This window comes from Enterobacter cloacae complex sp. ECL414, from assembly GCF_021869685.1.
Classification (GTDB): domain Bacteria; phylum Pseudomonadota; class Gammaproteobacteria; order Enterobacterales; family Enterobacteriaceae; genus Enterobacter; species Enterobacter kobei.
Genome location: NZ_CP091481.1, coordinates 2,515,719 through 2,537,867 on the forward strand (window position 1 = coordinate 2,515,719; position 22,149 = coordinate 2,537,867).

The 22,149-nt window shown below is 56.1% G+C and carries 22 protein-coding genes; 9 read left to right on the forward strand and 13 right to left on the reverse strand.

From position 1 onward, the window contains the following. Positions 1–46: 46 nt before the first annotated feature. From L3068_RS12180 to narI, 4 genes are read left to right on the forward strand one after another with little or no spacing between them, the layout of a single operon-like run. A complete protein-coding gene (locus tag L3068_RS12180; RefSeq protein ID WP_032636431.1) occupies positions 47–3,787 on the forward strand; it encodes a nitrate reductase subunit alpha in 3,741 nt (1,246 codons plus the stop codon). Beyond that, positions 3,784–5,328, forward strand: coding sequence for a nitrate reductase subunit beta (gene narH, locus L3068_RS12185; protein WP_088126717.1), 1,545 nt, complete (start codon positions 3,784–3,786; stop codon positions 5,326–5,328). Before L3068_RS12180 ends, narH begins: the two co-directional genes overlap by 4 nt. Continuing rightward, positions 5,328–6,023, forward strand: coding sequence for a nitrate reductase molybdenum cofactor assembly chaperone (gene narW / locus L3068_RS12190; RefSeq protein ID WP_014883922.1), 696 nt, complete (start codon positions 5,328–5,330; stop codon positions 6,021–6,023). Before narH ends, narW begins: the two co-directional genes overlap by 1 nt. Beyond that, on the forward strand, positions 6,020–6,700 hold the full coding sequence (gene narI, locus L3068_RS12195; protein WP_047344335.1) for a respiratory nitrate reductase subunit gamma: 681 nt from the start codon (positions 6,020–6,022) through the stop codon (positions 6,698–6,700). Before narW ends, narI begins: the two co-directional genes overlap by 4 nt. Before the next feature lie 87 nt (positions 6,701–6,787). On the opposite strand, the gene yidI is transcribed toward narI, so the two are convergent. Both yidI and nhoA read right to left on the reverse strand, forming a co-directional pair. After that, complete coding sequence (yidI, locus tag L3068_RS12200; protein ID WP_117580232.1) at positions 6,788–7,237, reverse strand: inner membrane protein YidI; 450 nt, start codon at positions 7,235–7,237, stop codon at positions 6,788–6,790. A 92-nt stretch (positions 7,238–7,329) separates the two neighbouring features. Beyond that, positions 7,330–8,175, reverse strand: a complete 846-nt coding sequence (gene nhoA, locus L3068_RS12205; protein ID WP_014883924.1) for an N-hydroxyarylamine O-acetyltransferase — start codon at positions 8,173–8,175, stop codon at positions 7,330–7,332. A 107-nt stretch (positions 8,176–8,282) separates the two neighbouring features. Here nhoA and L3068_RS12210 point away from each other — a divergent pair, with 107 nt between their 5' ends. The 3 genes from L3068_RS12210 to L3068_RS12220 all read left to right on the forward strand — a co-directional run bounded on the left by L3068_RS12210 (position 8,283) and on the right by L3068_RS12220 (position 9,769). Then, complete coding sequence (locus L3068_RS12210; protein WP_014883925.1) at positions 8,283–8,855, forward strand: flavin reductase family protein; 573 nt, start codon at positions 8,283–8,285, stop codon at positions 8,853–8,855. A gap of 126 nt (positions 8,856–8,981) precedes the next feature. Continuing rightward, positions 8,982–9,344: a hypothetical protein gene (locus tag L3068_RS12215; protein ID WP_023330481.1), complete on the forward strand. Its 363-nt coding sequence runs from the start codon at positions 8,982–8,984 to the stop codon at positions 9,342–9,344. After that, a complete protein-coding gene (locus L3068_RS12220) occupies positions 9,344–9,769 on the forward strand; it encodes a DUF3828 domain-containing protein (RefSeq protein ID WP_014883927.1) in 426 nt (141 codons plus the stop codon). The genes L3068_RS12215 and L3068_RS12220 overlap by 1 nt, the downstream gene beginning before the upstream one ends. A 55-nt stretch (positions 9,770–9,824) precedes the next feature. Here L3068_RS12220 and fusA read toward each other — a convergent pair whose 3' ends face one another. Continuing rightward, positions 9,825–11,927, reverse strand: coding sequence for an elongation factor G (fusA, locus tag L3068_RS12225; protein WP_023330482.1), 2,103 nt, complete (start codon positions 11,925–11,927; stop codon positions 9,825–9,827). A 161-nt stretch (positions 11,928–12,088) separates the two neighbouring features. Here fusA and L3068_RS12230 point away from each other — a divergent pair, with 161 nt between their 5' ends. Then, the gene (locus L3068_RS12230; protein WP_014883928.1) at positions 12,089–12,388 is read left to right on the forward strand and encodes an ArsR/SmtB family transcription factor; all 300 of its coding nucleotides are present in this window, start codon (positions 12,089–12,091) and stop codon (positions 12,386–12,388) included. Between the two features lie 62 nt (positions 12,389–12,450). Here L3068_RS12230 and L3068_RS12235 read toward each other — a convergent pair whose 3' ends face one another. Further along, entirely contained in the window at positions 12,451–12,906 is a 456-nt protein-coding gene (locus L3068_RS12235; RefSeq protein WP_023337343.1) for a GNAT family N-acetyltransferase, read from the reverse strand. 164 nt (positions 12,907–13,070) lie between these two features. Between L3068_RS12235 and pdxR the strand changes: the two genes are divergently transcribed. Then, on the forward strand, positions 13,071–14,567 hold the full coding sequence (pdxR, locus tag L3068_RS12240) for a MocR-like pyridoxine biosynthesis transcription factor PdxR (protein ID WP_117580234.1): 1,497 nt from the start codon (positions 13,071–13,073) through the stop codon (positions 14,565–14,567). Positions 14,568–14,649: 82 nt separating this feature from the next. On the opposite strand, the gene L3068_RS12245 is transcribed toward pdxR, so the two are convergent. From L3068_RS12245 to L3068_RS25430, 9 genes are all read right to left on the reverse strand, one after another. Further along, positions 14,650–15,651, reverse strand: coding sequence for a Kdo(2)-lipid IV(A) acyltransferase (locus L3068_RS12245; protein ID WP_032636423.1), 1,002 nt, complete (start codon positions 15,649–15,651; stop codon positions 14,650–14,652). A gap of 193 nt (positions 15,652–15,844) precedes the next feature. Further along, the gene (gene pptA / locus L3068_RS12250; protein WP_014883932.1) at positions 15,845–16,075 is read right to left on the reverse strand and encodes a tautomerase PptA; all 231 of its coding nucleotides are present in this window, start codon (positions 16,073–16,075) and stop codon (positions 15,845–15,847) included. A gap of 37 nt (positions 16,076–16,112) precedes the next feature. Beyond that, the gene (locus tag L3068_RS12255) at positions 16,113–16,730 is read right to left on the reverse strand and encodes a glutathione S-transferase family protein (RefSeq protein WP_014883933.1); all 618 of its coding nucleotides are present in this window, start codon (positions 16,728–16,730) and stop codon (positions 16,113–16,115) included. Positions 16,731–16,771: 41 nt separating this feature from the next. After that, the gene (locus tag L3068_RS12260) at positions 16,772–17,659 is read right to left on the reverse strand and encodes a transporter substrate-binding domain-containing protein (protein ID WP_014883934.1); all 888 of its coding nucleotides are present in this window, start codon (positions 17,657–17,659) and stop codon (positions 16,772–16,774) included. Between the two features lie 9 nt (positions 17,660–17,668). Beyond that, on the reverse strand, positions 17,669–18,442 hold the full coding sequence (locus L3068_RS12265; protein WP_014883935.1) for an amino acid ABC transporter ATP-binding protein: 774 nt from the start codon (positions 18,440–18,442) through the stop codon (positions 17,669–17,671). Then, the gene (locus tag L3068_RS12270) at positions 18,426–19,352 is read right to left on the reverse strand and encodes an amino acid ABC transporter permease (RefSeq protein ID WP_014883936.1); all 927 of its coding nucleotides are present in this window, start codon (positions 19,350–19,352) and stop codon (positions 18,426–18,428) included. Before L3068_RS12270 ends, L3068_RS12265 begins: the two co-directional genes overlap by 17 nt. Positions 19,353–19,361: 9 nt before the next feature. Then, complete coding sequence (locus L3068_RS12275; RefSeq protein ID WP_014883937.1) at positions 19,362–19,871, reverse strand: GNAT family N-acetyltransferase; 510 nt, start codon at positions 19,869–19,871, stop codon at positions 19,362–19,364. A 9-nt stretch (positions 19,872–19,880) separates the two neighbouring features. Then, positions 19,881–20,813 (reverse strand): ABC transporter substrate-binding protein, encoded by a 933-nt coding sequence (locus L3068_RS25425; protein ID WP_045268196.1) that lies wholly within the window; start codon positions 20,811–20,813, stop codon positions 19,881–19,883. A gap of 14 nt (positions 20,814–20,827) precedes the next feature. Further along, a complete protein-coding gene (locus L3068_RS25430) occupies positions 20,828–22,144 on the reverse strand; it encodes an LLM class flavin-dependent oxidoreductase (RefSeq protein WP_117580238.1) in 1,317 nt (438 codons plus the stop codon). Positions 22,145–22,149: the final 5 nt, after the last annotated feature.

Here is a 22,149-nt window from a genome sequence, read left to right on the forward strand (position 1 = left end):
GGGATGCAACCCCCTCCGGCCATGCTATCGAAGCAGGAGAAATGTCATGAGCAAACTGTTGGACCGCTTTCGTTACTTCAAAACAAAAGGCGACAGTTTCGCCGATGGGCACGGGCAGGTGTATCACACCAACCGCGACTGGGAGGACAGCTATCGTCAGCGCTGGCAGTTCGACAAAATTGTGCGCTCCACCCACGGCGTGAACTGTACCGGCTCCTGTAGCTGGAAGATTTATGTCAAAAATGGCCTCGTGACCTGGGAAACCCAGCAAACCGACTATCCACGCACCCGCCCTGACCTGCCCAACCACGAACCGCGCGGCTGCCCGCGTGGCGCAAGCTATTCCTGGTATCTCTACAGCGCCAACCGACTCAAATATCCGCTGGTGCGCCGCAGGTTAATTGAACTCTGGCGAGAAGCGCTGGCGCAGCATACCGATCCGGTGCTGGCCTGGGATGCCATTCAGAACGATCCGCAGAAAGCGCAGAGCTACAGGAAAGCGCGCGGAAAAGGCGGTTTTATCCGCTCAAACTGGAAAGAGCTGAACCAGCTGATTGCCGCCGCCAACGTCTGGACCATCAAAAATTATGGCCCCGATCGCGTCGCCGGTTTTTCCCCTATCCCGGCGATGTCGATGGTCTCTTACGCCGCCGGGACCCGCTATCTCTCGCTGCTGGGCGGCACCTGCCTGAGCTTTTACGACTGGTACTGCGATCTGCCTCCGGCCTCCCCAATGACCTGGGGTGAGCAGACCGATGTGCCGGAATCAGCAGACTGGTATAACTCCAGCTACATCATTGCCTGGGGCTCGAACGTGCCGCAGACGCGTACCCCGGACGCCCACTTTTTCACTGAGGTGCGCTACAAAGGCACCAAAACCGTCGCCATTACGCCGGACTTCTCGGAAGTAGCGAAGCTGAGCGACCAGTGGCTGGCGCCTAAACAGGGCACCGACAGCGCTCTCGCCATGGCAATGGGCCATGTGATCCTTAAAGAGTTCCACCTCGATAACCCGAGCGACTACTTCCTCAACTACTGCCGCCGCTACACCGACATGCCGATGCTGGTCCTGCTGGACGAACAGGCCGATGGTCGCGTCGTACCGGGGCGGATGCTGCGGGCCTCAGACCTTGTCGACGGGCTGGGTGAAGCCAATAATCCTGAATGGAAAACGGTCGCCTTTGATATTGCCGGGAACCTGGTAGTGCCAAACGGTTCCATCGGCTTCCGCTGGGGAGAAAAAGGCAAATGGAACCTGGAGCCCCGGGCGGCAGGCCATGAAAGCGAGCTGACCCTCTCCCTGCTGATTACGCACGATAGCGTCGCAGATGTCGCCTTCCCCTACTTTGGCGGTAATGAGAACCCGCATTTTCGCAGCGTGAAGCAGGAGCCGGTGCTGACGCGCCGCGTGCCGAGCAAAACCCTGACGCTCGCCGACGGTCGCGAGAAACGGGTGGTCAGCGTTTACGATCTGGTGCTGGCGAACTACGGCCTCGATCGTGGTCTGCAGGACAGTAACGCTGCAGACAGCTATGACCAGATCAAAGCCTACACTCCCGCCTGGGGAGAGCAGATCACCGGCGTACCCGCGTATCTGATTGAAAAAATCGCCCGCGAGTTTGCCGACACGGCGCACAAAACGCACGGGCGGTCGATGATTATCCTCGGTGCCGGGGTGAATCACTGGTACCACATGGACATGAACTACCGCGGGATGATCAACATGCTGGTCTTCTGCGGCTGCGTCGGGCAGAGCGGTGGCGGCTGGTCGCACTATGTGGGCCAGGAGAAACTGCGTCCGCAAACCGGCTGGCTGCCGCTGGCCTTTGCGCTGGACTGGAACCGCCCGCCACGTCAGATGAACAGCACGTCATTCTTTTACAACCACGCCAGCCAGTGGCGCTATGAGAAGCTGACTGCGCAGGAGCTCCTCTCCCCGCTGGCGGATGCCACCCAATTCACCGGGCACCTGATCGACTTCAACGTTCGCGCCGAGCGCATGGGCTGGTTGCCCTCGGCGCCGCAGCTCAACCTGAACCCGTTGCACATTAAGGCACGTGCCGATGCGGCGGGCATGACGCCGCAGGACTACACCGTTCAGGGGCTAAAATCGGGTGACGTTCGCTTCGCCTGCGAGCAACCCGATAACGGCAAGAACCACCCGCGTAACCTGTTTGTCTGGCGCTCTAACCTTCTTGGCTCGTCCGGGAAAGGTCACGAGTACATGCTGAAATACCTGCTCGGCACCGAGAGCGGCATTCAGGGTGAAGATTTGGGTTCCACAGACGACGTGAAGCCTGAAGAGGTCGAATGGCAAACCGCTGCCATCGAGGGCAAGCTCGATCTGCTGGTGACGCTCGACTTCCGCATGTCCAGCACCTGTCTGTTCTCCGATATCGTCCTGCCGACTGCCACCTGGTACGAAAAAGACGACATGAATACCTCGGACATGCACCCGTTTATTCACCCGCTCTCCGCCGCCGTCGATCCGGCGTGGGAATCGCGCAGCGACTGGGAGATCTACAAAGGCATCGCCAGGGTCTTCTCCGAGGTGTGCGTCGGTCACCTGGGCACCGAAACCGACGTGGTTCTGCAACCGTTGCAGCACGACTCTCCGGCGGAACTCTCTCAGCCGTTTGATATCCAGGACTGGCGCAAAGGTGAATGCGATTTGATCCCCGGCAAAACCGCGCCAAACATTGCGGTCGTTGAGCGAAACTACCCGGAAACTTACGAGCGCTTTACGTCTCTTGGCCCCCTGATGGACAAGCTCGGTAACGGCGGAAAAGGCATATCGTGGAATACCCAGAACGAGGTCGATTTCCTCGGCAAGCTCAATTACGTCAAGCCCGACGGCCCGGCAAAAGGTCGTCCGCGGATTGAAACCGCCATTGACGCTTCAGAGGTGATCCTCGCCCTCGCGCCGGAAACCAACGGTCAGGTGGCGGTTAAGGCCTGGCAAGCGCTTGGGGAGTTGACCGGACGTGACCACACGCATCTGGCGCTGAACAAAGAAGACGAGAAAATTCGCTTCCGTGATATCCAGGCGCAGCCGCGCAAAATCATCTCCAGCCCAACCTGGTCCGGTCTTGAGAGTGAGCACGTCTCCTATAACGCGGGTTATACCAACGTTCATGAGCTAATCCCCTGGCGCACCCTTTCCGGTCGTCAGCAGTTGTATCAGGATCACCCGTGGATGCGTGCTTTCGGGGAGAGTCTGGTGGCCTACCGTCCGCCGATTGATACCCGTAGCGTGAGCCATATGCGCGAGATCCCGCCGAACGGCTTCCCGGAAAAAGCGCTTAACTTCCTGACGCCGCATCAGAAATGGGGCATTCACTCCACCTACAGCGAAAACCTCCTGATGCAGACCCTGTCGCGCGGCGGGCCGATTGTCTGGATAAGCGAAACCGACGCGCGTGAGCTGGGCATTGAGGACAACGACTGGATCGAAGCCTTTAACGCTAACGGCGCCCTCACCGCCCGCGCGGTAGTCAGCCAGCGCGTGCCGCCGGGCATGACCATGATGTACCACGCTCAGGAGCGCATTCTGAACATTCCGGGCTCTGAAGTGACCGGCCGGCGCGGGGGGATCCACAACTCCGTCACCCGCGTCTGCCCGAAACCGACGCACATGATCGGCGGCTATGCGCAGCTGGCGTACAGCTTTAACTATTACGGCACCGTCGGCTCGAACCGCGACGAATTCATCATGATCCGCAAAATGAAAAACATTAACTGGCTGGATGGCGAAGGTCGGGATCAGGTACAGGAGACGAAAAAATGAAAATACGCTCACAGGTTGGCATGGTTCTGAATCTCGATAAATGCATCGGCTGCCACACCTGCTCGGTCACCTGTAAGAACGTCTGGACCGGGCGTGAAGGCATGGAATATGCGTGGTTCAACAACGTCGAAACCAAGCCGGGCATTGGCTATCCAAAAAACTGGGAAGACCAGGAGGAGTGGCAAGGCGGCTGGATCCGCGGGATCCACGGCAAACTGACCCCGCGTCTCGGCGGCAAAATGGGCGTTCTGTCGAAAATTTTCGCCAACCCTGTTCTGCCGCAAATTGACGATTACTATGAACCCTTCACCTTTGATTATCAGGACCTGCATCGCGCCCCGGAGGGCGATCATCTCCCTACAGCCCGCCCTCGCTCGCTGATTGACGGCAAGCGGATGGATAAAATCGTCTGGGGGCCTAACTGGGAGGAGCTGCTGGGCGGTGAGTTCGAAAAGCGCTCCCGCGACCGCAACTTTCAGAAGATCCAGAAGGAGATGTACGGCCAGTTTGAAAATACCTTCATGATGTACCTGCCGCGCCTGTGCGAGCATTGTCTGAACCCGAGCTGCGTCGCCACCTGCCCGAGCGGTGCCATCTACAAGCGCGAAGAGGACGGCATTGTGCTGATCGATCAGGACAAGTGCCGCGGCTGGCGTTTGTGCATCAGCGGTTGCCCGTACAAGAAAATCTACTTCAACTGGAAGAGCGGTAAATCCGAGAAATGCATCTTCTGCTACCCGCGCATTGAGTCCGGCCAGCCGACCGTTTGCTCAGAAACCTGCGTCGGGCGTATTCGCTATCTCGGCGTGCTGCTGTACGACGCGGACCGCATTGAAGAAGCGGCCAGCACCGAGCACGAAACCGATCTGTACGAACGTCAGTGCGACGTGTTCCTGAACCCGCACGATCCGGCGGTCATCGAAGAAGCGCTGAAACAGGGTATTCCGGCGAACGTCATTGAGGCAGCGCAAAAATCGCCTGTTTATAAAATGGCAATGGACTGGAAGCTGGCTCTGCCGCTGCACCCGGAATACCGCACCCTGCCGATGGTCTGGTACGTGCCACCGCTGTCACCGATTCAGTCCTACGCGGATGCCGGTGGCCTGCCGCAGAGTGATGGCGTACTGCCTGCTGTCGAAAGCCTGCGCATCCCGGTGCAGTATCTGGCAAATATGCTTAGCGCAGGTGACCCAGGCCCGGTGCTGCGAGCTCTGAAACGCATGATGGCGATGCGCCACTACAAACGCTCCCAGACCGTGGAAGGCGTGACCGATACTCGCGCCATCGAAGAAGTCGGGCTGACCGAAGCGCAGGTTGAGGAGATGTACCGCTATCTGGCTATTGCGAATTACGAAGATCGCTTCGTGATCCCCACCAGCCACCGTGAAATGGCGCGCGACGCGTTCCCGGAGAAAAACGGCTGCGGCTTCACCTTTGGTGACGGTTGCCACGGCTCCGACACCAAATTCAACCTCTTTAACAGCAGCCGCATCGATGCCATCAACATTACCGAGGTGCGCGAACATGGGGAGGGAGAATAATGCAGATCCTCAAGATCGTCGCGCTGCTGATTGAGTATCCCGATGACACGCTGTGGGAGAACCGTGATGAAGCGCTCTCGTTGATTGCGCAGGACGCGCCCATGCTGCTGCCGTTTGCCCGACAGCACCTGAGCGCCCCGCTGCTGGATAAACAGGCCGAGTGGTGTGAAGTGTTCGAACGCGGGCGCGCGACCTCGCTGCTGCTGTTCGAGCACGTTCACGCCGAATCCCGCGATCGCGGTCAGGCGATGGTCGACCTGATGAGTCAGTATGAAAAAGCGGGCCTGGTGCTGGACTGCCGTGAACTGCCGGATTACCTGCCGCTCTATCTGGAATATCTCAGCATCGTAACCGACGACGAAGCGCGTGAGGGATTGCAGAACGTCGCGCCAATCCTCGCCCTGGTTGGCGGTCGTCTGAAACAGCGCGGCGTGGCGCATTATCAGCTGTTTGACGCCCTGCTCGCCCTGGCCGGAAGCCGCCTTTCAAGTGACAGTGTCACTCAACAGGTGTCAGGCGAGAAACGCGACGACACCCGTCAGGCGCTGGATGCCGTGTGGGAAGAGGAACAGGTGAAGTTTATCGAAGACAACGCCACATCGTGCGACAGCTCGCCGATGCAGCACTATCAACGACGCTTTAGCCAGGACGTCGCGCCGCAGTACGTGGACGTCAGTGCCGGAGGCCCAAAATGACACATTACCTGAACGTGTTTTTCTATGACATTTACCCCTACATCTGCGCCACCGTTTTTTTCCTCGGCAGCTGGCTGCGTTACGACTACGGGCAGTACACCTGGCGCGCCTCGTCGAGCCAGATGCTCAGCAAACGCGGTATGAACTGGGCCTCTAACCTGTTTCACATCGGGATCCTGGGGATTTTCTTCGGCCACCTGTTCGGCATGTTAACCCCGCACTGGATGTATGCCTGGTTTTTGCCCGTCGCGGTTAAACAGCAGTTGGCCATGATTGCGGGCGGGATTTGCGGCGTGCTGACACTCATCGGTGGGTCAATGCTGCTGATCCGCCGCCTGTTCAACCAGCGCGTGCGTGCAACGTCCACCACGCCGGATATCATCATCATGAGTATCCTGCTGATTCAGTGCATTCTTGGGCTGTCGACCATTCCGTTCTCCGCTCAGTATCCGGACGGAAGCGAGATGATGAAGCTGGTCGGCTGGGCACAGGGGATCGTGACGTTTAAGGGCGGCTCGTCGGAGATGTTAAGCGGCGTGGCTCCGATCTTCCGCATCCATCTGGTGCTGGGGATGACGATCTTCCTTATCTTCCCGTTCACCCGCCTGGTCCACGTCTGGAGCGCGCCGTTTGAGTATTTTACCCGGCGGTATCAGGTGGTGAGATCGCGCCGCTGAATGTGTCGGGTGGCGGCTACGCCTTACCCGACCTACGTTCGAACCCTTCCAGGCCCGGTAAGGCGTAGCCGCCATCGGGCTATAAGGTCAGAACGGAGTGCTTCCGCTTATAATTGAAACAACTAACATCAGAACTAAAACCGCAATGATGAGACCAAAAGCCAGTAACGCCGCATGAAAAGCGATCGTGGCCCCGGAAAAAAAGAGTGCCCCACTCACGGTCCATTTGTTCTCTTTACGCAGGCCACTAATGAAAGCAAGTACAAGCGACACGACAGACAACACTATTCCGCTGGCGATCAGTAACCGGTCGATATCTACTGGTTTCTTTTTCGTCTCAACGATCGGCTGCTCTCCTTTTAAACCAGCCATTATTCCTTTTTTTACTGCCGAAACCTTTTCAGCCACAACAACTTCAAGTGCTGTCGACTTTGAAGAAAACGGACCGAGGGTGAACTGAGCTAAGGAGAGAAGCAGCGCAATAACACCGAGCAACATTCCCACAGAACTAAATTTATTCCGAATCAAGATTTCCATATCAGTATGCCTTTTATGTTGTCGGGTGGCGGCGCCTCACCCGACCTACATTCGAACCCAAGTAGGCCCGGTAAGGCGTAGCCGCCACCGGGCTATTTTCCTGCCTGCGGATGCGTATCAAACCCCGCCATCACCGCCGTCAATTCTGCTAGTGTAAAGCCGTGCTTCGGATCGTCAACCCCAAGACCAAACCGCGACTGCATCAGCTGATACAGCGCCTCTGCATCCGGCAAATGGATCTGCTCCTCCACATGGCCATTCTGCCAGTGGGTGAAGTTGAAGTTGGTCAGCGTCAGCTTACCGCCGTCCGGCAGATGGCGGCACATCAACAGATGATGGCGGAAATGCGATTGCGGCCAGTGCGCCGACCAGAAGTTCCCCATAACATAATCACTGAAATATTGCGTCGTCAGGTCAAAGTGATACATCGACTGCCAGTGTTCATGATGGCGGAACTGCAGCACCCAGTCGTTCCCCTCGCTCAGCAGACGATACTGCCCGTGCGGCGTTTCCTGTTCTTCGTTAGCCAGCAGACGAATCGGCGCCGTCAGCGTCTGGCCGCCAAACCCAACGTCAGCAATCCAGCGTTCACCGTTAAGCTCGACCAGCAGCAGGCGGTGCGTACGCGGCGGCATCTGCGACGGATTCGCCAGGACCACGCGCCCGAGCACGCTGCGCACCTTAAACCCGACGTCACGCAAGACTCGCTCAAAAAGGCCGTTTTGCTCAAAGCAATATCCCCCACGGCGCGCGGTCACCAGTTTGTCCTCCAGACATTGATCTTCGAGATGAATTTCGCGCGGCAGGACGACATCAATATTTTCGAATGGAATGGCGCAGTTGTGGTGTAAATGCAGCGCGCGCACGGTATCGATATCTACCCGTGTGGGTTGCGTCCAGCCGATACGCGCGAAATAGCCAGTCAGAAATGGGGACATGCATCAGTTTCCTTTGAGGGTGGTGTTCTGTTTATAAACTAATTTTGCGCATTCATTTTGATTTACGTGCTTTTTCGCCATACTCATCGTGTAGATGAGGAGATCCTATGAGCCACTTTCGCCCTGTTGAATTGCGTCATGCCAGCCGCCTGCTGAACCACGGTCCTACCGTACTGATTACCAGTCGGGACGAATCTCTCGACAGACGCAACGTGATGGCCGCCGCATGGTCAATGCCCGTGGAGTTTGAACCGCCGCGCATCGCTATCGTGGTGGACAAAAGTACCTGGTCGCGCGAGCTGATTGAGCGCAGCGGGAAGTTTGGGATTGTCATTCCCGGCGTAGCGGCGGCCAACTGGACTTACGCGGTCGGCAGCGTCAGCGGGCGCGACGAGGACAAATTCAACTGCTACGGCATTCCGGTCGTAAACGGCCCTGAACTCGGCCTGCCGGTTATCGAAGAAAAATGTCTGGCGTGGATGGAGTGCCGGTTATTACCCGTTACCTCCGCGGCGGAAAAATATGACACATTGTTTGGCGAAGTGGTTTCGGCGGCAGCAGATGAGCGCGCGTTCGTCGCCGGACGCTGGCAGTTTGACGGGGATAAACGGAATACGCTGCATCATCTTGGGGCCGGGACGTTTGTGACGAGCGGGAAGATGGTGAAGGCTCTGGATTGAATTCATCAATGTCATTGCATTAAATTATAATAATTTTCTATGACATTTTATGTTTATCATAATCCTGTAAATCGGAGGATATTTCTGGAGTTGCTGCGGATGCAAACTCTTATTGAGGAAATATCAATGTCATGGAATAAAGAAGGCGCAATCTCCTATGCGAAATCGCACGCACAACCGAAGAGCACGGGTTATTGTGCTCACTACGTCACCGAAGCAATCAGAATGGGTGGGAGATTAAAGATTCCCAATACGCGTCTGGCAAAAGATATGGGACGGACATTGGTCAATGCAGGTTTCCGCTTAGTGTATGATCAACCCCACGCCGGAGACGTAGCCGTTATTCAGAATATTGTTGGTCACGATAGCGGGCACGTTTGCATATACGATGGTCAGCAGTGGATTAGCGATTTCATACAACGCACCCTGTATCCAGGGCAAGCATACCGTACTATGCAACCCCATTATGAACTGTTCAGGCACGACTAATGAAAATACTCTTCTTTGTTCTTTTCGCCCTGTCTCCTTTCGCGGTCGCAGAGAGCATCTCTGCACCGGAACAGGCTGCGCTTAAATTCAATCAGTGGTATATCGCGCAGTTAAATCAGAATAAACCGCCAGTACTGAATCCCGACATCATGAATGATTACGTTACCTCAGGAACAATTGCAGCAATTAAAAAAATGTACTCAGGCGACAGCAACGAAAAAGATATGCCCGATGCGGATATGTTCATCAAGTCTCAGGATTGGGACGAAGACTGGAATCAGATCACCGTCTTGCATTCTGAGTTTGATGCGGTTTGCACAAACGTTTATATCGCGTTTGGTAAAAAACAAGATCACGTTGTGGCAGATTGTCTCGTTCAGGAGAAAGGTAAATGGAAAATCCGATCGGCAACGCTGATTAAGTAAAAGATGATACAAGGAAAAGACACATGGTAGCCCAGGGACTACCATGTGCACTTCATTAACTCTTCGCGCGCTTCGAAATAATCTCATCCGCAACATTCCGCGGTGCTTCCGCAAAATGATGGAACTCCATCGTATACGTCGCGCGTCCCTGGGACATCGAGCGTAATGTCGTGGCGTAGCCAAACATCTCGGCCAGCGGCACGTCAGCGCGGATAATCTGGCTGCCGTACTGCTCTTCCATGCCCTGCACCATGCCGCGTCGGGAGGAGAGATCGCCCATGATGTTACCGGCGTACTCTTCCGGTGTTTCCACCTCCACGTGCATGATCGGCTCAAGAATCACCGGATCCGCCCTGCGAGCGCCCTCTTTGAAACCAAGGATTGCCGCCATGCGGAACGCCATCTCCGAGGAGTCGACATCGTGGTACGAGCCAAACGTCAGCGTCGCTTTAACATCGACAACCGGATAGCCCGCCAGCACACCGCTGTTCATGGCCTCCCGCAGCCCTTTCTCAACGGACGGGATATACTCGCGTGGCACCACGCCGCCCTTGGTCGCATCCTCAAACGTAAAGCCACTGCCAGGTTCTGTCGGCTCCAGGCTCAGGACAACATGGCCATACTGCCCTTTACCACCGGACTGACGGACAAACTTACCTTCGATATCCTTCACCGCCTTACGCAGGGTTTCACGGTAGGTCACCTGTGGACGACCAATGTTCGCCTCGACGCCAAACTCACGCTTCATACGGTCGACGATAATCTCCAGGTGTAACTCACCCATTCCGGAAATAATGGTCTGACCGGACTCTTCGTCAGTATGCAGACGGAACGACGGATCTTCCGCTGCCAGACGCTGCAGCGCGATCCCCATTTTCTCCTGATCGCCTTTGGTTTTCGGCTCGATTGCCAGCGAGATAACCGGATCCGGGAACTCCATGCGTTCAAGCGTGATAACGGCGTTCGGGTCGGTGAGCGTATCACCTGTGGTCACGTCTTTCAGCCCAACGCAGGCCGCGATGTCCCCGGCGCGCAGTTCATCCACCTCGTGACGGTCGTTGGCGTGCATCAGCACAATACGCCCGATGCGCTCTTTTTTTCCTTTCACCGGGTTATAGACCGCATCACCTTTACGCAGCACGCCAGAGTAAACGCGGATAAAGGTCAGTTGCCCGACATACGGGTCGCTCATCAGCTTGAATGCCAGGGCGGAGAACGGCTCATCATCGCTCGGATGACGCTCCGCGTGCTGCCCTTTTTCATCCACGCCATCAATGGCCGGCACGTCCAGCGGGGACGGCATCAGCTCAATCACCGCATCAAGCATGCGCTGCACGCCTTTGTTTTTGAACGCGCTGCCGCACAGCATCGGCTGGATTTCGCCAGAAATGGTGCGGATACGCAGGCCTTTAATCATGTCCGCTTCCGTCAGATCCCCCGTTTCGAGGTACTTATCCATCAGCTCATCGCTGGCTTCTGCCGCGGCAGAGACCATTTTTTCCCGCCATTCCTGGGCAGTACTGACGAGATCGTCCGGCACGGGTGCATAGGTAAACACCATGCCCTGAGTGGCATCGTCCCACAAAATGGTGCGCATCTTGATGAGGTCCACCACGCCGGTGAAGTGCTCTTCCGCGCCAACCGGAATCACAATCGGCACCGGGTTGGCCTTCAGGCGTTCCTGCATCATCCGCACCACGCGGAAGAAATCGGCCCCCGGGCGGTCCATTTTGTTAACAAACGCAATGCGAGGAACTTTGTATTTGTTCGCCTGACGCCAGACGGTTTCCGACTGTGGCTGCACGCCACCCACGGAGTCATACACCATGACCGCGCCGTCGAGCACGCGCATGGAACGTTCGACCTCAATGGTGAAATCCACGTGCCCCGGGGTGTCGATGATGTTGATCCGGTGCGGTTCAAACCCTCTGTCCATGCCTGGCCAGAAGCAGCTGACCGCTGCGGAGGTAATCGTGATCCCGCGCTCTTGCTCCTGCGCCATCCAGTCAGTGGTTGCCGCGCCATCGTGTACTTCACCCAGCTTATGGCTCATCCCGGTATAAAACAGGATGCGCTCAGTGGTGGTTGTTTTACCGGCATCGATATGCGCGGAGATACCGATGTTGCGATAACGTTCGAGAGGGATGGGTCGGGGCATACTATTTCCTTAAGTCTTTCTGACTTGTCTGTGACGACCGGGATGGTCGTGTATTCGTTCGTTTGCTATAATAGTCCTATTGTACGAGTATTATCGAACTATTTTTTACGGGTTGACCTATTGTTGATATAGCTCAATCTGACGCCATACGCAGGAAAACGATGATCCCAAACCACCCTGAAACTGAACAAATACTGCTGGAAAATGTGCTGTTTGCCCTCGGCAACCCGCTCCGGCTGTCAATTATCCGCCGACTTGCCGACGGCGACGAACTCAGCTGTAACGCGCTGCGCCCGGAAGATGTGGTGAAATCCACCATGACCCACCACTGGCGCGTATTGCGGGACAGCGGCGTAATCTGGCAGCGTCCGCAGGGACGAGAAAACATGATTTCTTTGCGAAGAGACGATCTGGATACCCGTTTTCCAGGGCTGATGGAGATACTTTTGCAGGCTAAATGATAAGAGTACGTCTGGTTTAATGCCCCTTAAAAATTTAAGGGGCACACGGACAGCGAAGGGATTTATCTTACGTGCATACGATATTCAATCATCCCGCTTTTTTTCGCAATCCAGTCGTACAATCGTTGCGCGCGATAATTGGCTTCATGCGTATGCCAGTAAAGATGGCTGGCGTGATGTTTTCTTGCTTCTCTCTGCACATATTCTATTAACTGTTTGCCCGTGTGTTTGCCCCTTGCTGCATCGCTGACATATAAATCTTCGAGGTAGCAATAATCGCTCTCGGACCAGGTCGAACGGTGAAAAAGATAATGCGCAAACCCCACCACCTCTCCATTGCATCGTGCCACTACGCAGAATACTGGCTCAACGGGGCTGAAAAATCGTTGCCAGGTTCGTTCTGTCACTGCCCCGGATAGATCGACGTTGTAAAATTCCTGATATTTTCTCCATAGTGGCATCCAGCTTTCAAAATCACGTTCTTTAACTGCCTCAATGGTCACGCTCGTATTATTCATATTGCCTCTGTGCTTATCCCGTATTTGTTTCAGGAAGAGTGTATTCGCTGAATGGCCCGTTTTGCCCCGCCAATTCTCATCATAAAGGCAGACCAATTTTTCATCCTGCTACATGCACTATTGCTTTAGAATCAAGGGATACAGAGGGAAAAGTGGACAACATAATGTTTAAGCACGCGCAGCTTGAAACGGTTAAGGCATGGATTTCCGACCCTGCAAACGGTTCACTACCGCTTCATGAAAGGATCCAGAGAGCGATACGCACATTGATACTTGAAGGGACCTTGTCGCACGGTAAGGCGCTTCCTGCTTCACGTGCGCTGGCTACCTCATTGAATGTTTCGCGGGATACGGTTGAAGCAGCCTATTCCAGCCTGCATGCAGAAGGTTTTATTGAGCGGCAAACAGGCAGAGGGAGCTTCGTCTCTTCCAGCGCCCGGTTTTTAAAACCACGTATCCGACAGCATCCGCCAACCGCGGAAACACGAAAAGCAAAACTTAGCGCCCGTGGAAAGGTCATCTATGAAAGTGGCGGGATCCGCGAGTTTTCTTCGCCACGTCCGCTGGCGCCCGGTATCCCCGAAACCCGCCTGTTCCCCATTCCAACCTGGGAGCGTCTTCAGCGGCAGGTCCTGAAGGAATATCAGCACAAAATACTGGAGCAAAGTCCACCGCAGGGCATGGAGCGCTTACGGCGGGCCATCGCGGAATATGTCAATCTTGAGCGCGGGACACGTGCGAGTGCAGAACAGGTGATCGTTCTGACAAGTTCTCAACAGGCGCTAGCGCTCTGTTCACACGTGCTGCTGGACAACGGGGAGAGTATTGTCATTGAAGATCCCACCTATCAAGGGGCACACAAAGCGTTTAAGGCTGCCGGACTGCACCCTGTCCCGGTTCCTCTTGATGAAAAAGGCATATCCGTTGACGCACTTAATTCGCTAACCGAACCTGCCAGAGCTATCTACCTTACCCCTTCTCATCAGTATCCAACCGGGGTGACACTCTCTCTTGACCGACGACTGGCCGTCATTGACTGGGCAAACCGTCACGCCGCCTGGATCATTGAGGATGACTATGACAGTGAGTTTCACTATGAAGGAAAGCCTATGGCCTGCCTTCAGGGGCTGGATGCTTACAACCGGACAATTTATATCGGCACGTTCACCAAGTCGCTGTTCCCCGGGCTACGTATTGCGTACATGATCGTCCCCTCAGAACTGACCGAGCCCTTTACCATGGCCAGGACATTAATGGACGGCCATACCGCATTAATCACTCAACTGACGCTGGCTAAATTTTTGGAGGGTGGACATTTTGGTGCCTATATTCGCAAGATGAGGAACGTTTATGTTGCTCGTCGCGACAAACTGGCCAGTCTGATGGACGAGTATCTTTCTGATTATGTTGTGTACGCAACGCCAGCGGGTGGCATGCAGATGCCTTGCCACCTGAGGCACGGGCTATCCGAGAAGGACATTGCCACCGCGGCCCGTCGCGCTGATATTGATATGTTAGGACTTACCGGCTTATATGCAGGCAGCCCGGCATCCACCGGTTTTTTAATGGGATTTGCCGCTTACACCGAAAGGGAAATAGAAGACGCGGTAAAAAAGCTGGCCGCAATTTTCCGGTCATGTTGTTATCTCTCGCCACTGTAGATACTCGACAGCAGCCCTGGTGGCAGGCGGACTATGCGCCGTACCGCAGGCCCTCACCGCATGGTGAGGGCAGGATGCTCCCTTAGTGCTGGACGCCCGAGCGGTCAGTAAGCTCGTCGGCGGAGAGAATATCCACTCGCGATGCCACGCTCTTGCGGCGGGCATACCTGTCCGGCTGGCCTTCCGGGCGCGTTTTGAAGCGTCGGTGGAGCCACATATACTGCTCCGGTGCCATCAGCACGGCTCGCTCGATAGCCCTGTTCATCTGCGTTGCAACCGTCTCTTTGTCAGCACCCTGCAACGACGCGCTGATATCCTCAAGAATAATCAGTTCGTAACCGGTTCCGTCCGCCCTGCGACGGGGCACGAACGGAATCACGGCGGGCTGAGCACTTTTTACCAGCATATAGCTTCCTGCCGTAGTTGCGGCATCCGGGACAGCAAAGAAGGGTGCAAACACGCTGTTAGTCTTGCCATAGTCGTGATCCGGGGCGTACCACAGAATCTCATTCTGCTTCAGGGCGCGGATCATGCCTTTTAAATCATGACGGTCCAGCATGGTTTTATTAGAACGCAGACGCCCGCGCGTCTGAAGCCAGTCCAGCAACGCATTATTATTCGGACGATAAACCCCAATCCCCGGGTTGAGCATGCCAAAAATCCGCGCGCCCAGTTCAAGGGTGAGAAAATGCATGCCAACCAGCACCACGCCCTTTCCTTGCGCCCTGGCCTGCTCCATATGCTCATACCCGCGCACGGTAAAGCATTTACGCACCCGCCACTCGGGCCAGAACCACGCCATGCCGGTTTCAATTACCCCCATCCCCACGGATTCAAAGTTACGCTGCAGCAAGGCTTCACGCTCCTCTGCTTTCATCTGCGGGAAGCATAGCTCAAGGTTGCGGCGGGCAATCGCCACGCGGCGAGGGAGAAGGCGCATAGCCAGCCGCCCGAGGCGATGTCCAATTCTGAATAACAGCGGATAAGGCAGTAGCATAATGAGCCATAGCGCGGCGATGCCTGTCCAGCTTAGCCAGTATCGAGGATGGAAAAAGGCAGGTGAAAACCGGGGTAATTTTGTCATGAGAAAATTATCCTTTAACGTTGCTGTCCTTAATTGATTCTGTTGTCGATCTTTCCTAAGGATTTATAAAATGTCAGTCAGGAACGTAAAGTGTACCGGATAAGATTAAACTTATTTTTATCGTTTTTTGCGGAAAGAAGGCTGGAGAGGCAGACAAAGCCGGGTAAGACGAAGCGGCCACCCGGCATAAAACTTACATTGAATATCCCGGTTTCTTAATCAGGTCATCCATCTTCGGGGCGATCTCGGTATCCCAGACCTGGGCTTTCCAGTCTGCTTCCTGAACTTCATTCAGCGCTACCGAAATGGAACGGTCTTTACTGTTAAGATGGCGCGTAATCACTTCGGCAATATCGGCCGCCAGCGCGGTTTTTTGTTCGTCGTTGAGATCGCGGGGAAAGTATTTGATATCTACGTGTGGCATATGCAGGTTTCCTGTTGTGGTTGAGCGCTTCACGTTATCAGATAATAGTATTTGCCTTTAACACCTTGTGCAGTTCTGGCAGCTGACAGACGGTATCGGCGATCGCTGTAAATTTCGGGGTATTGGCAGCAAACCAGTCGTGACGAGGCCCCCAGGTGCGCGCCACGGCAATATACACATCCAGCAGCGTCAGTCGTTCTCCCAATGCAAACGGCGCGGCTTTAAGCTGACTTTCGAACCATAAATAGAGGGATTTCCGGTACGCAATGCAGTTTTTCTGCAACTGTTCCGGTGCGTCGGGCGCCCAGCGTTCGGGATAATCTGCAAACGTAAAAGTGGGATAGACGTTAGCCACAAACCAGATAAGCAAACGCTGAAACTGCTGGCGTTCGGCCTGCCCCACGGGCGGCGCAAGATCGGGACAACGGTCGAGTACCATCAGGGCAATCGCCGCCGTTTCGGTCATGATGGCGCCATTTTCCAGCGCCAGCGTGGGCACCTGACACAGCGGATTGAGCTTTTGCAGCAACTCACGCTGCGGACCAGGCTGGTCAAACCCGTCCACGTTCACAAACTGATAAGGGATATCGGCCAGGGTCAGCATCACTTCACTGATTGTCGAGCCCCAGCCGGGTACGCCATAAAGTTTCATCATGTTGCCCCCTCAGGGATGAAAACCCTAAGTGTAGAGCACCATTAGTAGGTTATCCCAGGCGGGTTGACCTCCGACTGCGTGACCGCTTCGCCCTGTTCACCCCAGCGCGCCAGCACCTTCTGGTACTCACCCCGCGCAATCGCCCCGTCCAGCGCGGCCTGCAGGGCGTACACCAGCCCATTCCCCTTTTTCGTGGTCGTGGCGACAAAGGCTTTCTTTGGGCCTAACCCCACGACACGCGTTTTTCCGGTGAGCGCCGCTTTCCAGGACGAAACCGACTGCGGACCAAATAACACATCCGCCCGGCCAGACTGAATATAGAGATTGCCCGAGGCATCGTCGTGGAGATAGACCGGCAGCGCAGGTTCGCGTCCCGCCTTTTTATTCTCCTCGTTCCAGCCCAGCAGGATGCGCTCCTGATTGGTCCCCGAGCCGACAATCACCTTTTTCCCGGCCAGATCTTCCGGGCTTTTGATCGACTGAATCTCGCTGGTGGATTTCACCGAGAACGCCAGCGAATCGACGCGGTAGGTCGCAAAATCAAACTTCTCTTTACGCTGTTCGGTCACCGCAATGTTCACCAGCGCCACGTCGTAGCGTCCGGAGGCGATCCCCAGCGGCCAGTCTTCCCACGCCGTCGGTATCAGCTTCAGCTTGAGCCCCAGGCTACCCGCCAGCAGGCGGGCGATATCCGGATCGCTGCCGATGCGCGTGCGATTGTCGCTGGCCAGCAGCGCCAGCGGTGGAGAGTTCAGCATGGAAACGGCAACCGTAAGCGTTCCCGGCTCAACGAACCTGTAGTTCGCGGGGATCTTCGCCACCGCCTGCCGATCCACCGTCACCGGCAGCGGCTGCTCGTTGGCCTGCACATCAATCCCGGCGTGGCTCACCGTCGTGAAGAACAACCCAACCAGACATCCATATTTCATCTGCGCTCCTTACAGCACTTTAGAGAGGAACTGGCGCGTTCGCGGGTGCGACGGACGGTTTAAAACGTCGTCGCTGTTGCCCTGCTCCACAATTTTCCCGTCGACCATAAATACCACCTGATCCGCCACTTCCCGGGCAAAGCCGATCTCATGCGTGACCACCACCAGCGTGGTGCCAGAGCGGGCCAGCTTTTTGATGACGTCCAGGACTTCCCCCACCAGCTCCGGATCCAGCGCCGAGGTAGGCTCGTCAAACAGCATTACGCGCGGACGCAGCGCCAGCGCACGGGCAATGGCAATGCGCTGCTGCTGGCCGCCGGAGAGATGGCGGGACCAGGCGTCCGCTTTATCCCTTAGCCCCACCACATCCAGCAGGCTATATGCCCTTTCCACCGCCTCTTTCCTGCTGAGCTTTTTATGCGCGATGGGCGCCTCAATCAGATTTTCCAGCACCGTGAGATGCGGAAAGAGATTGAAGTTCTGAAACACGTAACCCACGTTGACGCGCTGCCTGAGGATCTCGTTCTCTTTCAGTTCGTAAAGCCTGTCACCCTGACGACGGTAGCCAATGTAGTCCCCGTCGATCTGGATGAAGCCTTCGTCGACGCGCTCCAGGTGGTTAATGGTGCGTAGCAGCGTCGATTTACCCGAGCCGGACGGCCCGAGGATCACCGTTACGGAGCCCGGCGGGATCTCAAGCGTGACGTTGTCGAGCGCTTTATGGCGGCCAAAATATTTGCTGACGCCGGTAATTGAAATATGTCCTTCAGGAGAGGCTTGCATGGACGGGCTCCTGTGCTGGCGTGGTGGTGACAGCGCGGCTACGACGGGTGGCGCTGTTCTGGTTCACGGCGGAGCGGCGTTCGCTGCGGGCGAGCCCGCGCTCAACACCATACTGGATAGCGGACAGAACGGTGGTGATCGCCAGGTACCACGCGGCACCGACCATCAGCAGCGGGATCACCTCCTGCGTGCGGTTGTAGATCATCTGGATGGTATAGAACAGCTCCGGCATCGCCAGGACATACACCATCGCCGTACCCTTGGCGAGACTGATAATTTCATTGAACCCCGAGGGCAATATGGTACGCAGCGCCTGGGGCAGAATGATCCGCACCGTGCGACGCCATGCGGGCAGGCCGAGCGCGGCGGCAGCCTCATACTGGCCGTGATCGACCCCGAGGAATCCGCCACGAATGATCTCGGCGGTATAGGCACTCTGAACGAGGGTTAACCCCACCACCGCGGTAGAAAATTGCCCGAGCACGTTGATGGTTTCAAAGCTGCCCCAGGTGATGCCGGTGAACGGTACACCGAGCGAGAGCGTGTCGTAGAGATAGGAGAAGTTGTAGAGGATGATCAGCACGACTATGAGCGGCAGCGAGCGGAACAACCAGATGTAGCCCCACGCCAGGCTGCTTAACAGCCAGGAGGAAGAGAGTCTCGCCAGCGCCAGCAGGCCGCCAATCACCACGCTCAGCGCGGTGCCGATCAGGGTCAGCAGCAGGGTCTGCCCGACACCTGCGAGGATCACCGGGTCAAAGAACCAGCGGGCAAACACCGCCCACTCCCAGCGCGGGTTAAAGGCCACGGACTGGATCACAACGGCCAGGATAAACAGGGCCACCACGGCGCCGACGGTCCGCAGCGGATAACGCGCCGGGACCACCTTAATGGTTTCAACGTTGCTCATCGTCGTTCCTCATGCGGTTTTACTGAACGCTTCACGTACCAGCGTTTTGGTGAAACGCAGCCGACCGTCAAACGGCGGCTGGCTGTACTCTTCCGGGTCACGTGTGAGATCGAACTGCGGCTGGTATCCCTGGCTGAGATAGAGCCGCACCGCTTCCGGCTGACGAAAACCGGTCGTCAGGTAGATCTGGCTGTAACCCGCCTGCACCGCCCTGCGCTCCAGTTCCTGCACCACGCGGGCAGCAAGCCCCTGCTGACGCAGGGATTTGTCCGTCCAGATGCGTTTAATTTCGGCGGTCCGTTCATCAAAGGGTTTGTACGCACCGGTGGCGATAATCTTCTCGTCACGTTCCAGCACGATAAACAGCCCCTGTGGCGCTAAATACCACGCCGTGAGCTCCACTTCCGCGTCCTTAGAGAAGTAGTCGCCGTAGCGGGCGGCATATTCACCGAACAGCCCCTCGATAATCGGCTGCAGTTCGGCATCTTCCGGCGAAACATCACGAAATTGTTCACGCATAGCGCCTCCTTAATCTCCCAGACCTGCCGGGTTCACCTCGGAATGAGCAATGCGCTCAACCCCTTCTCCCCAGCGGTTTAGCACTTTGTCGTAATCGCCGTTTTTGATTACGCCATTAAGCGCGGTTTGCACCGGCTCGACCAGGCCGCTGCCTTTTCTCAGCGTGACCGCGATGTGCGCCGCTTTCGGCCAGCCGCCGTCCACGCTGCCGACGAGTTTGGTTTTGCCGTTGAGCGCCGCTTTCCACGCGCCTATCACGTTCGGGCCAAAGTAGGCATCCGCGCGCCCGGACTGCAGCGCCAGCGTTTGCGCCGCATCGTCTTTGGTGTAGATCGGAGTAAAGGGTTTCAGCCCTTTCCTGAGGTTCTCGGCATTCCATGCCAGCAGAATGGCTTCCTGATTGGTACCGGAACCCACAATAATCCTGAGCCCGGCGATGTCCTCTGCTTTTTTAAGCGAGGTAATCGGGCTGGTCGATTTCACGTAGAAACCGAGGGAGTCCTTACGGTAGGTGGCAAAATCAAACTTCTCTTTGCGCGCTTTGGTGACGGTAATATTGCTGATGGCGGCATCGTATTTCCCGGACGCCACGCCCAGCGGCCAGTCTTCCCACGAGGTCGGCACCACGTTCAGCTCCAGCCCGAGGCTGTCAGCCACCAGGCGAGCGACGTCAACCTCGCTTCCCAACAGCGTTTTGTTGTCATCGGAGAAAACCGTAAGCGGCGGTTGATTCAGCCCCGCCACCGCCACGGTAAATTTCCCGGGCACGGCAAAGCGATAATCCTTCGGTAGCTGCGCCACCGCATCACCGTTTTTGACGGTGTTGATCGGCGTTTTATTGGCCTCAATACTCACGCCAGTGCCGTTAATCGTGACATTCTCTGCCCGGACGACAGGGGTAAAGGCCAGCGCGAGCGCCAGAATAAGCGATGTTTTCTGCATAGCGGTGTTCTCTTTTATTGTTGTGTGAACGTGTTTTTCGGTTGATCCAGACCTAAGCTGTCGCGCAGCGTGGTGCCGGGATAGTCGGTACGGAACAGCCCGCGGGCCTGCAAAACGGGCACTACCTGGTCAACAAAGCGCGGGAAGGTATCCGGCGTGCCGCCCTGAATGATGAAGCCGTCTGCGGCATAGCCTTCAAACCAGGCCTGAAGGCCGTCTGCAACCTCTTCCGGCGTGCCGGAAAAACGCGGGCGCGGCGACGCGGCTTCCAGCGCCACCTGACGCAGGGTTAAGTTGCGTTCGCGGGCGTTACGCTTAATTTCATCGGTGGTGCTGCGGAAGCTGTTTTTGCCTAAATCGCCGATATCCGGGAACGGCTCGTCGAGCGGATACTGGCTGAAATCGTGATGCTCAAAATAACGTCCGAGGTAATTAAGGGCATCGTGAATCGACACCAGCGCCGCCGTAGTCTGGTACTGGTTTTCCACGTCTTCGGCATCGTTGCCAACGATGACGCTGACGCCCTGGAAAATATGCAAATCTGACGCGCGCCGACCGTTCGTTTCCAGCTGCTGCTTCACGTCGCGATAAAACGCTTTTGCTTCTTCGAAGGTGTCATGGTGGGTAAAAATGGCGTCGGCATGTTTTGCCGCCAGTTTTTTCCCGTCATCCGACGCACCGGCCTGAAAGACAACCGGACATCCTTGCGGCGTGCGACCAATATTGAGCGGCCCGGCGACCTGGAAGAAATCCCCGTGATGATTCAGAGGGTGCAGTTTAGCCGGGTCAAAAAACTGACCGCTCTCTTTATTACGGATAAAAGCATCCTCTTCCCAGGAGTCCCAAAGTCCTTTCACCACGTCCAGATACTCATCGGCAATGCGATAGCGCAGCGCATGTTCCGGGTGTTTTTCGCGGGAAAAGTTCTTCGCTGAACCTTCCAGCGGCGAAGTCACCACGTTCCAGCCCGCACGTCCGTTGCTCAGGTGGTCGAGGCTGGCGAACTGCCGCGCCGTGGTAAAGGGCTCGCTGTAGGAGGTGGATAAGGTTCCCACCAGCCCCAGGCGCGAGGTAATACTTGCCAGCGCAGATAACACCGTTAAGGGCTCAAACCGGTTTAAAAAATGCGGGATCGATTTTTCGTTAATATAAAGACCGTCGGCAACGAATAAGAAATCGAGTTTGCCCTCTTCCGCTTTTAATGCCGTCTCTTTAACGAAATCAAAATTGATACTGGCATCCGCGACGGCCGCCGGATGACGCCAGGCGGACATATTTCCGGATGCGCCATGCAAAATGGTCCCGAGCCGCAGTTGACGATGTGCAGACATATTTA

Bases quoted from the DNA above. Each gene is read 5' to 3' on its own strand.
- L3068_RS12180 (WP_032636431.1), top strand. From the start codon at position 47: ATGAGCAAACTGTTGGACCGCTTTCGTTACTTCAAAACAAAAGGCGAC.
- narH (WP_088126717.1), top strand. From the start codon at position 3,784: ATGAAAATACGCTCACAGGTTGGCATGGTTCTGAATCTCGATAAATGC.
- narW (WP_014883922.1), top strand. From the start codon at position 5,328: ATGCAGATCCTCAAGATCGTCGCGCTGCTGATTGAGTATCCCGATGAC.
- narI (WP_047344335.1), top strand. From the start codon at position 6,020: ATGACACATTACCTGAACGTGTTTTTCTATGACATTTACCCCTACATC.
- yidI (WP_117580232.1), bottom strand. From the start codon at position 7,237: ATGGAAATCTTGATTCGGAATAAATTTAGTTCTGTGGGAATGTTGCTC.
- nhoA (WP_014883924.1), bottom strand. From the start codon at position 8,175: ATGTCCCCATTTCTGACTGGCTATTTCGCGCGTATCGGCTGGACGCAA.
- L3068_RS12210 (WP_014883925.1), top strand. From the start codon at position 8,283: ATGAGCCACTTTCGCCCTGTTGAATTGCGTCATGCCAGCCGCCTGCTG.
- L3068_RS12215 (WP_023330481.1), top strand. From the start codon at position 8,982: ATGTCATGGAATAAAGAAGGCGCAATCTCCTATGCGAAATCGCACGCA.
- L3068_RS12220 (WP_014883927.1), top strand. From the start codon at position 9,344: ATGAAAATACTCTTCTTTGTTCTTTTCGCCCTGTCTCCTTTCGCGGTC.
- fusA (WP_023330482.1), bottom strand. From the start codon at position 11,927: ATGCCCCGACCCATCCCTCTCGAACGTTATCGCAACATCGGTATCTCC.
- L3068_RS12230 (WP_014883928.1), top strand. From the start codon at position 12,089: ATGATCCCAAACCACCCTGAAACTGAACAAATACTGCTGGAAAATGTG.
- L3068_RS12235 (WP_023337343.1), bottom strand. From the start codon at position 12,906: ATGAATAATACGAGCGTGACCATTGAGGCAGTTAAAGAACGTGATTTT.
- pdxR (WP_117580234.1), top strand. From the start codon at position 13,071: ATGTTTAAGCACGCGCAGCTTGAAACGGTTAAGGCATGGATTTCCGAC.
- L3068_RS12245 (WP_032636423.1), bottom strand. From the start codon at position 15,651: ATGACAAAATTACCCCGGTTTTCACCTGCCTTTTTCCATCCTCGATAC.
- pptA (WP_014883932.1), bottom strand. From the start codon at position 16,075: ATGCCACACGTAGATATCAAATACTTTCCCCGCGATCTCAACGACGAA.
- L3068_RS12255 (WP_014883933.1), bottom strand. From the start codon at position 16,730: ATGATGAAACTTTATGGCGTACCCGGCTGGGGCTCGACAATCAGTGAA.
- L3068_RS12260 (WP_014883934.1), bottom strand. From the start codon at position 17,659: ATGAAATATGGATGTCTGGTTGGGTTGTTCTTCACGACGGTGAGCCAC.
- L3068_RS12265 (WP_014883935.1), bottom strand. From the start codon at position 18,442: ATGCAAGCCTCTCCTGAAGGACATATTTCAATTACCGGCGTCAGCAAA.
- L3068_RS12270 (WP_014883936.1), bottom strand. From the start codon at position 19,352: ATGAGCAACGTTGAAACCATTAAGGTGGTCCCGGCGCGTTATCCGCTG.
- L3068_RS12275 (WP_014883937.1), bottom strand. From the start codon at position 19,871: ATGCGTGAACAATTTCGTGATGTTTCGCCGGAAGATGCCGAACTGCAG.
- L3068_RS25425 (WP_045268196.1), bottom strand. From the start codon at position 20,813: ATGCAGAAAACATCGCTTATTCTGGCGCTCGCGCTGGCCTTTACCCCT.
- L3068_RS25430 (WP_117580238.1), bottom strand. From the start codon at position 22,144: ATGTCTGCACATCGTCAACTGCGGCTCGGGACCATTTTGCATGGCGCA.